This window comes from Cohnella endophytica (assembly GCF_003628305.1).
Taxonomy (GTDB): Bacteria; Bacillota; Bacilli; order Paenibacillales; family Paenibacillaceae; genus Cohnella; species Cohnella endophytica.
In genome coordinates this window covers 62,993-76,472 of sequence record NZ_RBZM01000009.1, presented here as the reverse complement: position 1 = coordinate 76,472, position 13,480 = coordinate 62,993, and the positions used below count along the sequence as shown (strand labels likewise).

Here is a 13,480-nt window from a genome sequence, read left to right as displayed (position 1 = left end):
CGGCTTTCTTATTTCGAACCATTCGCTCGATTTCTTATAGACCGATATCCGCGCGATTCGCGTTCGTCTTGCGGAATTCGGCGGGAGTAACGCCGAACGTTTTCTTGAACATACGGTGGAAATAGGAGCTATTCGTATAACCCGTTCGTTCCGTAATCTCCACGACCGATAGGTCCGTTTGCAGGAGCAAAGCCTTGGATTTCTCCATTCGAGTTCCGTTGATGACGTCCACGATCGCGGACAGCGTCTGTTGCCTGTACACCCGGCTGACGTAGAACGTGGACATCGCGAGTTCGTCGGCGATCCAGTTCAGGCTAAGATTCGGATCGTGGTAGTTACGTTCTATCAGGTCGTTGATCTTGCGAATGAGATCTTCTTGCTTGCCGCTTCTTTTTTCTTGGAGCTTCGTCTTCGTCTCGTCGAAGAAGTCGTCGTAATAGGCGATCAATTGTTCGAGCGTCTCGTAGGAATCGGCGTTCGGAAGACCTGTTCCGATCGTGCATTCGATCTGAATCGAGGCGTTCTTCTGAATTTCGGCCAAAATATTCGTCAAGGTAATCGCCAAGTGGGCGATGGCGGAGCGCCCGACTTGAATGCGGTATTCCGAAGTGTCCTGGACGATCTCCCGATACAACGCTTTGGCTTCTTCCGTTTTGCCGGACATTAGGCTGTCTACGAGCCGTTTTTCCTTGGAGGAAGGGAAGACGTACTCTTTGGTCCGGTAAGCTTCGATCTCGGAAGCTTCGATGACGATGCCGTGACCAAAATAATAACGGTGCAGAGAGGCTTCTCTAGTCTGCTTGAACAGCGCATTCAACTGGTACGCGTTATTCGATACGGAGCTGTAGGCGATGGTTAAGCCGATTTTCACGTATTCCAGGGATGCGTTCTGAATTTGCTTCAGCAGTAATACGAGCGATTCCGATGAACCAGCGTCGCCGTTATCCGGCTCGTTCAGCAGCAACAGCACGCTATCGTCGTCGCAATCTACGGTTTCGATTCGAAAATGCTTGGAAGCGATCTCCGTAGCGATGTTCATGACGGCGAATTTCAGCACGGTCAGATCATTGGCGTATTGCTTCTTCAATTGCTCGAAATCGTCGATTCTCAAATAGACCAGACGATAATCTTTCGTGAAATCGAAGGCGATTCCGAGGCGGGACAGCTTCTCTAGCTGCGATTCCGGATGAATCGTATGCATCTGAATGAGCTTGCGCAAGGCATTCTGTCGGATGGCGAAGCTGCTGTCCCTTTTGTCGGATTCTAGGGAGTTCATCCGGGTGACGATCTGCCGGATCGGAACGTATAGAAAACGCGATAACAGCCAGGAAATGAACAGACCGATCAGCAAGATGCCGATCGCGATCTGAATCGTCGTCCGCCTCACGTCCGAGATTTTGCCGGTGAGCTGCTTATATGGCGTAATACGAACGTACTGCCAAGACATCGTGTCCGGGGAGGTAAAAGTGACGAGCGATTTCTTGCCTTCAACGTCCGCGATGAAATAGTTGTTGTCGTTTCCTTGCACGCGCGATTTCAGTTGCTTTAACTGGCCGGAGTCCCATGGCTGCGGGGTCAAGTCTTCGCCCGACAGAACGGTGCCCTTGTCGTTCAGGATGAACGATTTCCCGGTACCGTTATTGGAGCTGCTCATCCCCCGATTGATCCACGAAGACGAAAGATTAATGATGACGGCCGAGTTGATTTTCCTGTCCTGACCGATCGCATCGTAGCACAAATACGTATAAATTCCGGTCTCGGTCGGATCGTCCGGGGTGACCTTGTATTTTCGCGCAATCGGAGTAAACGCATTATAGTCCTCGAAATGATCCAATACGTCGATGATGCTTCGGTCGTCCAATTCGTCTTCCGTCAGGATTCCTCCTTGCCCGCGAGCGGAAGAAATGTAGAAGGTAGATGCGTTCGGATTGTAAACGTAAATCGATTGAATATAAGGCATTGAGCTAATATACACGTCGAGATCCATCATGACCGCCCGGATATCGAAGATGCTTGGATCTTTATAGAAGAGCAGCTTGGCGATCGAGCTGTTGCGATAGATTTGGAAGGAAAGGGATTGCGCGATATCGGTCATGCTGACCACTTCCCGGCTCGTCTGCCGGAGATTGGCCAAGTCGGTCTGATAGACTTGTTTCTGGAGCGTTCGCGAGTAACTGATATAGTAAATCGAAGAGGATAGGATGAGCGTAAAGACGGTACAGATCGTAATGCTCATTAGCAATTTGATGTAGAGTTGGCCGTTTTTTCTAAGCTTGCTGATCGGCATTCTCATCCCCCTATTCTATTTAAGGCAAACTTAAGCTATGAACTTGAAAAAGACAAAATCGTTCATTGCCGGAACGTAAAATCATTATATCCTCCGTTCAAATGCCCGGACAATGAATGATTCGCACGGGAATGTACATTCCGTGGTTTTCGCAGTGAACTTTGCTGATAATGGTGAACAAACATGCTTTCGTGCGGAGGAATCGACGGATCTCGATAACGGGAGAGTGTGGGGAAGCAAGAAGAGACGGCCACGCGTTGGCGCGCATGGCCGTCTCTCTTAGTCGTACGATGCGAATTAGGATTTCTCCGGCAACTGTCCGAACAAGCCGCCGTCCGCGAATAGCGCCTTCTGCAAATCTTCCCAACCGGATAAGTTGTCGTCGACCGTCAGCAGGGAGACGTCGGCAAACGTACCCGCGAATTGTTCCGTTACGGAAGCGAATCTTGGGCGGAAGAAGTGCTTCGCAGCGAACGTCTGCGCTTCCTCGGTGAACAAGTAATCCGCGTAAGCGTTAGCGACTTCGCGGGTACCGTTCGTATCCGCGTTGGCGTCCACGACCGATACGACGGGTTCGACGGTCAGCGAGACGGAAGGGACTACGACATCGATTTTGCCTTTGCCCGCTCCGTTGGCCAAACGAAGGGCGTTGCTTTCCGTCGTTACCCATACGTCGCCTTTGCCTAGCTCGACGAAGGCTTTCTCCGCATCCGCGTCATCCTTGGCCAACACGGTCACTTGCCGATGGAAACTCGTGACGAATGCTTTGGCGGCTTCGGTATCGTCGGGTTGTTTATCGAGCGAATACGCCCATGGCGCGGCATAATACCATCGCGCGTCCGAATAAGAGCGAGGATCGGAGGTGACGATCGCGACTTCCGGTTTAACGACGTCTTCCCATTCGGCTATCGATTTGGGATTCCCCGAACGGACGACGAAGGCGACCGCCGTCGAGAAAGGGGAACTATTGTAGTCGTAACGCTGCTGCCAGCCTTCGCTTACGAGGCCTTTGGCTTGAATGGCATCGATGTCGGTTCCGACGCCTAACGTCGTGACGTCCGCCTTAAGCTGGCCTCCGATAATGGCCGCTTCTTGCGCGGAGGATCCGCCTGCGGCTTGTTGGATCGCTATCGTCTGGCCCGTACGGTCCTTCCAGTTTTTAATGAATCCTGCGTCGATATCTTTGAATAATTCCGCCGTGCCGTCCGATACCGCGTTAAGCAGCGATAAGGATTTCGTATAGTCGGAGGCCGGAGATTCAGATTCGGTACCCGTATTTTTGTTCCCGCCCGAGCAGGCCGAGAGGGTTGCCGAGAAAAGAGTTAACATTAGGATGAGAATAGCGCCGTTGCGCGTGCCGTTGCGCCGAAGCATAGAAAGTTCCCCATTTCATTAAGTTGGTTATTCCAATAGAAATTATTGGATATATCGAGGCGATTGTAGCAAGCGAACGGGCACGTTGTCAACGATTAAATCATAGTTGACAACTAGGAATAGTCTGGAATATGATGGGTTTATTCAAATGGATCGTGCCATCGTGCCCGACCGGTAAACCGGAGGCCTCGACTTCACATCCGCACCGCTAATCTTCGTATTAGCTATGCGTATGCGTGAAATCGGGGCCTTTTGCGTTTACTACATTTTGTAACCAAAAAGGAGAGTCATTCGCATGAAAAAACCAATCCGCCTCATCCTGCTTACCGCATTGGCATTCATCTTGTCCACGACGACCGTATTCGGTGCCGTCACGAAGAAATCGGAGAAGAAAAGCGTTACCCTGCTCAACGTTTCTTATGATCCTACTCGCGAGTTGTACGTCGCTTATAACGCCGCGTTCGCGAAATATTGGGAGAAGAAGACGGGACAGAAAGTCACGATTAAGCAATCGCATGGCGGTTCCGGCGCGCAAGCCCGTTCCGTTATCGACGGTCTAGAAGCGGACGTCGTGACGTTGGCACTGGAGTACGACGTTACGGCCATCGAGCAAAAAGGGTTGATCGCCAAAGGCTGGCAGAAGCGTCTTGCCAACAACAGTGCGCCTTACAAATCTACGATCGTATTCCTCGTACGTAAGGGCAACCCGAAAAATATCAAAGATTGGGACGATTTGGTCAAACCCGGCGTCTCCGTAATTACTCCTAACCCGAAAACGTCCGGCGGAGCTCGTTGGAACTACTTGGCGGCATGGGGTTACGCGCTGAAAAACAATAACAACAGCCAGGACAAAGCGAAAGATTTCGTGAAACAATTGTTCCAGAACGTTCCCGTGCTGGATACCGGCGCTCGCGGCTCTACGAACACATTCGTCGAAAAAGGCATCGGCGACGTTCTGATCGCATGGGAGAACGAAGCGTATTTATCCAAAAAGGAATACGGGGATAAATTCGAGATCGTGACGCCTTCCCTCAGCATACTTGCCGAGCCTACCGTCGCCGTCGTGACGAAAAACGTCAACAAGCATGATACTCGCCAAGTCGCTACCGCTTACCTGGACTACTTGTATACGGAAGAAGGTCAAAGAATCGCCGCCCAAAACTACTACCGTCCTATCAATCCGAAAGTAGCCAAGGAATTCGAGAAAAACTTCCCTAAGCTTAACCTGATCTCGATCAACGACTTCGGGGGCTGGGATAAAGCGCAAGCGGAGCATTTCGCGGACAAAGGAACGTTCGACCAAATCTATCTGAAAAAATAAGATAGCATTCATTCCTATTATGATGAGGAGAATACCGATATGACACATACGAGTCCCGCGATCCGTAAAGGATTGCTCATTGCTGCCGCAGCTCTCGCGGCCCTTCAAATCGCTAGCTTTGGTAATGCCAACCCGGCTTCGGCCGCGACCGCTAGCATCGGCATATCCGTCGACGGCATCGCCCAATCGGGTTGGACGACGGCAACGATTAACGGAACGACCTATGTTCCCGCCAAACCTTTTGCGGCAGCTCTGGGCGCAACGCTGAAATGGGAGCAAGCGACCAAAACCACGACCATTACGCAAGGCAAGCGCAGCTTAAAGCTCGTCGTTAACGCCAAGACGGCGGTCGTCAACGGCAAGAGCGTAGCATTAACGACTCCCGCCCAGTTCAAGGACGGAATCGTGTGGGTTCCCGCTCGTTTCGTCGCCGATACGTTCGGGGCGACGATCGGATTAAACGCCGCGGCGTCCACGCTTAGCCTTACTCCAAGGTTGCACCCGTACGTTGCGGGCGGCAAACAAGGTTACGTGAACGTCTTCGGAGAAACCGTAATCGCCGCGAAATACGATCAAGCCAACGAGTTCAGCGAAGGTTTGGCGATCGTGAGGGTCGGGGGGAAATTCGGATACATCGATATCTCCGGCAAATCGGTCATCGCTCCTCAATTCTCCCAAGCTTTCGACTTCTCGGATGGGCTTGCTCTAGTCGAGCAAGATGGAAAGTCCTTCTACATTAACGCGTTCGGCAAGACGGTCATTATTCCGGCTTACGACGAAGTATTCGACTTCTCCGGCGGTTTGGCGCTCGTTCGTTCCGGCGACTTGTTCGGCTATATCGACCATGCGGGCAAGGAAGTAATCAAGCCGCAGTTCGAAGACGCGTTCTATTTCTCCGGCGGTTTGGCCGGCGTGCAAATCGAGGGCAAATACGGTTATATCGACGCCACCGGGAAAGTCGTAATTCCCGCGATCTACCAGCACGTATCCGATTTCAGCTACGGACTTGGACTCGTTCAGGCTGAAGGCGCGGACGGAGAAGGCTCGTTCGGGTTCGTGAACGCGAAAGGCGCGCTGACGATTCCGGCGACGTACTCTCAAGCGTTCTCGTTTAGCGAAGGTCTCGCGGCCGTAGCGACGGACGGAGTGTTCAGTTACGTGAACACGAAAGGCGAAGTCGTGCTTGCTACGGAATACGAGGATGTCGGCGACTTCCATGACAGCCTGGCTTCCTTCGAGCAAGATGGGAAATACGGTTTCATCGACAAGAAGGGGAAAGTCGTAATCGAAGCGAAGTTCGATTCCGTCGAAGCGTTCGATAAAGGCTTGGCGCGCGTAATTGTGGGTTCGGACGCGAAGCTGATCGACGTCAAAGGCAAAGTCGTGGCCGCGGCTCCCGTCGCGGAGGAAGCGCCTGCGGCTCCGGCTCCGGCAACACCAGCAACACCAGCAACACCAGCAACTACGAAATAATCGAAAAATGATCGGAATAAAAGAAGTAGAAGAAGCCTCCCGTCCAATCGGACCGGGAGGCTTCTTTCATTTCGTTATAAAAGAGATCTATTCGTCCTTCGCCATCTCCCGGAACGATTGCTCCGCGGCTTCTAGCGTCTGATCGATGTCCGCGTCGGAGTGGGCAGTCGTGAGGAACCACGCCTCGTATTTCGATGGGGCGAGATAAATACCGCGTTCCAGCATCAGACGGAAGAATCGGGCGAAACGTTCGCCGTCCGAGCCTTGCGCTTCTTCGTAGTCGGTGACCGGATGAGCGCAGAAATGCGTCGAGAAAGCGCCGAGGATCCGGTTAATCGTCAGCGGGATGCCATTGCGGTCGGCGGATGCCTGCAAACCATCGGCGAGCCGGGTAGCGAGAGCTTCCATGCGATCGTAAACGCCAGGCTCGCGCAGCACTTCCAAGCAAGCGATGCCGGCCAGAACGGATGCCGGATTGCCGGCCATCGTACCCGCTTGATAGGCGGGACCGAGTGGAGCGATCATCGCCATGATGTCCGCTCGTCCGCCGTATGCGCCGATCGGAAGGCCGCCCCCGATGATTTTGCCGAGGGCGGTCAAATCCGGGCGAATCGCCTCATGGTCGGGGAACAACGGCAACGTCTGGGTCGAGCCGTAATGGAAACGGAAGGCGCTGATGACCTCGTCGTAGATGACGAGCGCGCCCGCGTCACGTGCCAGCTTGCACAAGCCTTCCAAGAAACCGGGCTTCGGCATGACCATCCCGAAGTTGCCAACGATCGGCTCGACCATGACGGCCGCGACTTCGTCTCCCCAGCGTTCAAGCGCCTGGCGCAAGCCGTCCAATTCGTTGAACGGCACGGTGATCACTTCGCTGGCGATGCTCGGCGGAATGCCCGCACTGTCAGGTATCCCAAGCGTCGATGGACCGGATCCCGCCGCGACGAGCACGAGGTCGGCATGGCCGTGGTAGCAACCGGCGAATTTGATGATTTTGTTGCGTCCGGTGAAAGCCCGCGCGGCCCGGATCGTCGTCATGACCGCTTCCGTTCCGGAATTCACGAAGCGGACTTTGTCCATCGAGGGAATGGCCGTCTTCAAAGCTTCGGCCAACCGGATCTCGTGCTCGGTCGCGGTGCCGAATAGCGTGCCGGTTCGTGCCGCGCGTACGATCGCATCGGTTACGTGCGGGTGGGCATGACCGGTGATGATCGGTCCGAACGCCGCTAAGTAGTCGATATACTTGTTGCCGTCCACGTCCCAGAAATACGCGCCCTCACCGCGTTCCATGAACACCGGCGCACCTCCCCCGACCGCCTTGAACGAGCGGGAGGGGCTATTCACTCCGCCTACGATATGCTGCTGCGCTTCTTCGTATAACCGTGTCGATTTCTCTCTATTGATGTTCGCCATTAATTGTTATACCCTCCGTTATTGCTTGCCGCTATTGGGATGCCAACTACTCGATATTTCTTTTCGTTGAAGAAAACTGCTGCTACTTTGATGAACCGGAAGGTGAAGCCGATGGGGAGGCGGAAGGAACGGTCGTGTCGTCCTTGGCCAATACTTCCTGCACGTACCCTTTCAGCGCGTCTTCGTTCTTAACACCAAGTACGGACGAGCCGCCGACGACCTTATCCTCGACGAGTTCCATCGGCGGAAGCTGCGCGGAACCGGCCTGATGGGATTTATAGCCGAGGCTCGCCAGCTTCAGCATATCTTTCGCCGACATGTTCGATTCCATATAGGGGGTAACCTCGCCGAGAATATCAGGAAGCTTGATCAAGTTCCAGCCGGATTCCAACTTGTTGGCGATCGCCTTCAGGAACGCGCGTTGACGCTCCGTCCGGGTGAAATCCGACAGCTTGTCGTGACGGAACCGCACGTACTGCAGCGCATGATCGCCGTCGAGATGCTGTTGCCCCTTTTTCAGATTAATGTCGTAGACGTGACCGTCCGCCGCATCGGAATATTTCATATCCTTCTCGACGTAGAAGTCGACGCCTCCGACTGAGTCCACCAGCTTAATGAATCCTTGGAAATCAACGTATACATAATATTGGATGTCCAAGCCGGTTAAGTTACCTATCGTCTTCATGGCTAGTTCCGGACCGCCTAGCGTAATGGCCGCGTTGATCCGGTTCGGTTTGTAGCCTGGAATATCGACGTATGTATCCCGAAGAACCGAGAAAAGGTGAATTTTTTTGCTCGTGGGATCGAACGAAACGACGAGCATGGAATCGGAGCGGGCGACCTCGCCTTTTCGCAACCCTCTCTCGTCCCCTCCCATGAGGAGTACGTTCACGCGTTCGGAGCCTTCCCATTCGGGCGGCTTGTATTCCGGCTTCGCTTCGAATTGGCCGAAACGCGATTGTTCCTTCGGCTTATGGATTTGGTCCATCTCGCGGTATGTTCCGTAGGCCTTCCATCCGATGAAGCAGAAAGCGATCAACAATAAGCCAAGTAGGCTAAAAAGCGTATATTTCCATCTTTTCCGCATGTATGGATGTCCTCTCCGGTTGCAATATGATAAAATTATAAAGTTTCGGCAAAGGGATAAGCAAGTTAAGGAAATTTAATCCTGTAAGCGATGCCGGACGCAGGAGGTTCATATGTTAGCGATAGACGTTCATCAATTACGCAAGCAATTCAAGGTTCAGAAAAACCGCGAAGGCCTGAAAGGAGCGCTCAAGGATTTGTTCCGACGGGAGCATACCGAAGTGGCCGCGGTCAAAGATATCAGTTTTCAGATTCCGCAAGGCGAGATCTGCGGATACATCGGGGAGAACGGCGCCGGCAAATCGACGACGATCAAGATGCTGACCGGCATTCTCGTGCCGACATCCGGCAAGCTCGTTGTAAACGGCTATGTTCCCCATAAGGAACGCGAGAAGTTCGTGCAAGGAATCGGCGTCGTATTCGGCCAGCGAAGCCAGCTGTGGTGGGATATCGGCGTTATCGAGTCGTTTAACCTGTTGCGCAAAGTGTACAGGGTGAGCGAGACGGATTTCAGGCGGAGACTCGACGAACTGGTGGAGACGCTTCAGTTGCAGGAGCTGTTGAACCGTCCCGTCCGCAAGCTGAGTCTCGGCCAGCGCATGCGGTGCGAGCTGGTGGCAGCGCTGCTCCATAATCCTTCGATCCTGTTCTTGGACGAGCCGACGATCGGGCTCGATATCGTCGTCAAGACGGAGATCAGGGAATTCCTCAAGCGGCTGAACCGCGAAGAGGGGACGACGATCCTTCTGACGACGCACGATCTTCAAGACATCGAAGCGCTTTGTTCTCGCGTTATCATGCTGGACGACGGCCGCATCATTTACGACGGCGGACTCGAAGAACTCAAGTCGCGCTGGGGCAAAGGCCGCGAGGTTCAGTTCCAATTCAACGATCCCGTCACGTTGTCGGTCGTCTCGGCCATGACTTCCGGGCTGGACGTTCGTTGGACGCTCGAGAACGACTTGACGGCCAAAGTGTGGATTCCCCGCGAGATGAATGTGTCCGACGTGCTGTCCCGCGTGGTCGGTCTTCGGGAAATCAGCGACATTAAGATTTTCGAGACGAATACGGACGAGATCGTGCGCGAGATTTATCAGTCCGGCAGCGCGGAAGCGCCAAGGGATCTGTCCGCGTTGTCCGGGGAGTCCGGAGAAACAGGCGAGTCCGTTGAGCTCAATTCCGAGGGCGCTGTCGGAGAGACGGCCACATCGGGAGCGGCCGATTCGAAGGAAACGGTCAAGGCGGGAGCAAACGAATCATGATGAGCGCATATTTGGATTTCGTTCGCATCCGGTTTCTCATGATGCTCGCCTATCGGGTGAATTACTACAGCGGCATTATTATTTATGCCATTAACATCGGCGCTTATTATTTCCTATGGAAAGCCATATACGGCAGCGCGGAGACGCTCCAAGGCTTTACGGTTATTCAGATGTCTACCTACGTTGCCGTGTCTTGGATGGCGCGCGCGTTCTACTTCAATAACTTGGACCGCGAAATATCGGGCGAGATCGTGGACGGAAGCGTGGCGATCCAGATTATCCGGCCCTATTCGTATTTGCTCGTCAAAATGATGCAAGGCTTCGGAGAAGGCTTGTTCCGGTTGGGACTGTTCATGGTGCCGGGAATGATTATCGTATCGTTCATCTTCCCGATCGAGCTGCCCACGGATCCGAAGCTATGGATCGTATTCTTCGTTATGTTATGGTTCAGTTTTCTCATTAATTCGCAGCTGAATATTTTGACCGGACTAGGCGCGTTTTTCTTCGAGAACAACCAAGGAATCATGGCCATGAAAAGGATTCTCGTCGACTTGTTGTCGGGCGTTATCGTACCGATCGCGTTTTTCCCCGGCTGGGCGATCTCGGTCATGAATTGGTTGCCGTTCCAGGCGATTACGTATTTGCCGGGCTCGGTGTTCACGGGCCGGATTCAAGGCGCGGATATCTGGAACGCGTTGCTTGTCCAAGTGATATGGACGGCCGTTTTGCTCGTACCGATCATGCTCGTATGGCGGTCGGCGCGTCGCAGGCTGTTCGTGCAAGGGGGTTGATCCGATGAGCCGGTTCGCGTTTATGCTCGGTTTGTACCGTGATTATTTCGCAAATTATATGAAAACAAAGCTATCGTACCGCGCCGACTTCTGGATCGAAGTGCTGTCGGACTTAATGTTTAACGGGCTTAATCTCGTGTTTATTTTCATCGTGTTCATGCACACGCCTTCGCTGGGCAATTGGAGCGAGGCGGAAGTCGTGTTCGTCTACGGCTACTTCATGATCGCTTCGGGACTGTTCTCGACGTTTTTCAGCGCATGGAATTTCAGCGAACGGTACATCGTCAAAGGGGAGATGGATCGCGTTCTCACCCGTCCCGCGCATTCGTTGTCGCAGGTCATGCTAGAGAACATGGACCCGCCGGCCATCGTCGGCGCGACCGTCGGACTCATCATCATGATCACGTCATGGACGACGCTCGGCCTGCCGTTCCATTGGTATGACCCGTTCGTGCTTATCATTATGGTGCTCGGCTCGTGCTTCATCTATATAGGCATCTACACCGCGATGTCGGCGATCTCGTTTTATTCGGACGCGCCGACGGGCATCGGTCCGCTCATCTACAACATTCAGAACTACGGCCGGTACCCGGTCGAAATCTATAACAAAACGATCAAATTTCTGCTGACGTGGTTGCTGCCGTTCGCGTTCGTCGGCGTATACCCGGCTTCGTTTTTCCTCGGCCGCCTCGAACAATGGTGGATGGCCTGGCTCACTCCGGTCGTCGGCATCGTCGTGCTGTCGCTCGGCCTCTGGTTCTGGAACTACGGCGTCCGTCGCTATCGCGGCGCGGGGAGTTAGGCGGGGTGCTTGCACGTTCGAAATCATTTGGCCGAAGGATCTGGATACTCGCGGTTGATATTGTGCGTTTGAAGGATGGGTTTCGCAAGTAACATGCTCTTGCCGAGGGATCACGGAGAATAGGGTGATGCCATCACTCTATTGCCGAAATACTTTCGTATTTGGGGGCAATAGAGTGACGCGATAATGCTATTTCGTCTAATGAGGATGTTTTGTGGCACGATGTGTGTAAAAAGAGTGATGGTACAACGCTATTTGGATGCAAGCAAGCGACTTTGTGGAAATAGAGTTAGGGCATAACCCTATGCTAAATCCAAGTGGGAGCTTTTGGTCCTAAGGCGTATGAACGAATTCGCGCTTTCCCGGATTGAGCGGATATAAGACCCATCATGACTAATTCATGCAGCAGTTTGCGTGCGTGTTGCGCCTTAATCCCCAACCCCTCGCACACCTCGAGTGGCGTGAAGGGGCGTTGCAAACGAAGCGCGATCCGCAGGATTTCCCGCTGTTTCAACGTTAGTCGCGACGCATCCCCATTTTGCAGGCCGTTATCGTTGCTTCCGTATAGCTTCCCGATGACCTGCAGGACGAACTGTTGGCATTGGAGGGGGCGCTCCCTCACGGCGTCAAGGGAGAATCGGTAAACCTGCCAGCCGTTATGAGTAAGGAAATTCTGCCGGTCGCGCTCGTATTCGAAGCCTCGGCGGTTAATGTTTTTGGCGTGCGAGCTGAAGTCGTCGATCTCCCAATCGATCCGATACGAGGGACGGATATAAGCGAAATCGAGATAATAAGAACTGCTCCGGGCATTCGGGACCTCGTACTCCGCGTGCAAATCATCCAGCTTGCCGATCGCCGGCCACCACACCGTTCGGACGAACAGTTCCTCGGCATGCCTGTGATCCTCGGCCAGCTTACGTAAAGCTTCTCCGGAGCGAGCTTTGCGTTGCTGCTCCAGCCAGACGTAATAATTTTGTTCGAACATTAATAGGACCTCCTCCTAGGCGCATAATATCGAGCAGAACGCCAAAAAGCCGCGGCTTCCCTTATAGGGAATACGCGGCGTGCTTCGCTCGCTTAAAGATACTTGATCTTAAAATAAGCCAACCCGCAAAGTTTGTCAAAGAAGGAGCAAATTAATGTGACGCCATCATCGAAAAAACCGATCCATGCTCCGATCCAAGTCGGACGGCCCGTCCCGGACTTCGAGCTTCCCGGAACGAACGGTGAGACGGTCAAGTTGAGCGGCTATCGCGGTCGCAAAGTCGTTCTATACTTCTACCCCAAAGATCTGACTCCGGCGTGCACGCAGGAATCATGCGATTTCCGGGATGCCGCTCCTTCATTCGGAGAGGCCAACGCGATCATTCTCGGAATCAGCACGAACGATCTCAAATCGCACTACAAATTCATTCAGAAATACGAGTTGCCTTTCGTATTGCTGGCGGATCCGGAGCATGAAGCATGCGAGTTATTCGGAGTATGGCAGGAAAAGCAATTGTACGGCAGGAAGTACATGGGCATCGTACGTTCGACTTTCCTGATCGACGAGAACGGAATCCTCATCCAAGAATGGCGCAACATTAAGGTAAAGGGTCACGTGGATACGGTGAAGCAAGCGCTCGGCGGCGGCAACTAATTTTTTTCCTTGAAACGGTTCCGCCTGTCACC

General features: G+C 53.3%; 11 protein-coding genes. 6 read left to right on the top strand and 5 right to left on the bottom strand.

Features of this window, described 5'->3' with window-relative positions; translation table 11 throughout:
- Positions 1-34: 34 nt before the first annotated feature.
- Positions 35-2,287: an AraC family transcriptional regulator gene (locus D7Z26_RS20580; protein WP_158602386.1), complete on the bottom strand. Its 2,253-nt coding sequence runs from the start codon at positions 2,285-2,287 to the stop codon at positions 35-37.
- 297 nt (positions 2,288-2,584) lie between these two features.
- Positions 2,585-3,661: a sulfate ABC transporter substrate-binding protein gene (locus D7Z26_RS20575; protein ID WP_120978913.1), complete on the bottom strand. Its 1,077-nt coding sequence runs from the start codon at positions 3,659-3,661 to the stop codon at positions 2,585-2,587.
- A 295-nt stretch (positions 3,662-3,956) separates the two neighbouring features.
- Between D7Z26_RS20575 and D7Z26_RS20570 the strand changes: the two genes are divergently transcribed.
- On the top strand, positions 3,957-4,982 hold the full coding sequence (locus D7Z26_RS20570) for a sulfate ABC transporter substrate-binding protein (protein WP_120978912.1): 1,026 nt from the start codon (positions 3,957-3,959) through the stop codon (positions 4,980-4,982).
- 39 nt (positions 4,983-5,021) lie between these two features.
- Positions 5,022-6,455 carry a WG repeat-containing protein gene (locus tag D7Z26_RS20565; protein ID WP_120978911.1) on the top strand — a complete coding sequence of 478 codons (1,434 nt, stop codon included), beginning with the start codon at positions 5,022-5,024 and terminating at the stop codon, positions 6,453-6,455.
- Between the two features lie 87 nt (positions 6,456-6,542).
- Here D7Z26_RS20565 and D7Z26_RS20560 read toward each other — a convergent pair whose 3' ends face one another.
- Positions 6,543-7,868 (bottom strand): glutamate-1-semialdehyde 2,1-aminomutase, encoded by a 1,326-nt coding sequence (locus D7Z26_RS20560; RefSeq protein WP_120978910.1) that lies wholly within the window; start codon positions 7,866-7,868, stop codon positions 6,543-6,545.
- 82 nt (positions 7,869-7,950) lie between these two features.
- The gene (locus tag D7Z26_RS20555; RefSeq protein ID WP_120978909.1) at positions 7,951-8,955 is read right to left on the bottom strand and encodes an LCP family protein; all 1,005 of its coding nucleotides are present in this window, start codon (positions 8,953-8,955) and stop codon (positions 7,951-7,953) included.
- Positions 8,956-9,067: 112 nt separating this feature from the next.
- Between D7Z26_RS20555 and D7Z26_RS20550 the strand changes: the two genes are divergently transcribed.
- Genes D7Z26_RS20550 through D7Z26_RS20540 form a run of 3 tightly spaced genes read left to right on the top strand, consistent with a single transcriptional unit; the run spans position 9,068 to position 11,809 of the window.
- The gene (locus tag D7Z26_RS20550; RefSeq protein WP_120978908.1) at positions 9,068-10,216 is read left to right on the top strand and encodes an ABC transporter ATP-binding protein; all 1,149 of its coding nucleotides are present in this window, start codon (positions 9,068-9,070) and stop codon (positions 10,214-10,216) included.
- Positions 10,213-11,007: an ABC transporter permease gene (locus tag D7Z26_RS20545; protein WP_120978907.1), complete on the top strand. Its 795-nt coding sequence runs from the start codon at positions 10,213-10,215 to the stop codon at positions 11,005-11,007. The genes D7Z26_RS20550 and D7Z26_RS20545 overlap by 4 nt, the downstream gene beginning before the upstream one ends.
- Positions 11,008-11,011: 4 nt before the next feature.
- Positions 11,012-11,809 carry an ABC transporter permease gene (locus tag D7Z26_RS20540; protein ID WP_120978906.1) on the top strand — a complete coding sequence of 266 codons (798 nt, stop codon included), beginning with the start codon at positions 11,012-11,014 and terminating at the stop codon, positions 11,807-11,809.
- A 307-nt stretch (positions 11,810-12,116) separates the two neighbouring features.
- Here the strand turns inward: D7Z26_RS20540 and D7Z26_RS20535 are convergent, their stop codons facing one another.
- Complete coding sequence (locus tag D7Z26_RS20535; protein WP_120978905.1) at positions 12,117-12,794, bottom strand: DNA-binding response regulator; 678 nt, start codon at positions 12,792-12,794, stop codon at positions 12,117-12,119.
- 156 nt (positions 12,795-12,950) lie between these two features.
- Between D7Z26_RS20535 and bcp the strand changes: the two genes are divergently transcribed.
- Entirely contained in the window at positions 12,951-13,448 is a 498-nt protein-coding gene (gene bcp / locus D7Z26_RS20530; RefSeq protein ID WP_233567081.1) for a thioredoxin-dependent thiol peroxidase, read from the top strand.
- Positions 13,449-13,480 lie beyond the last annotated feature (32 nt).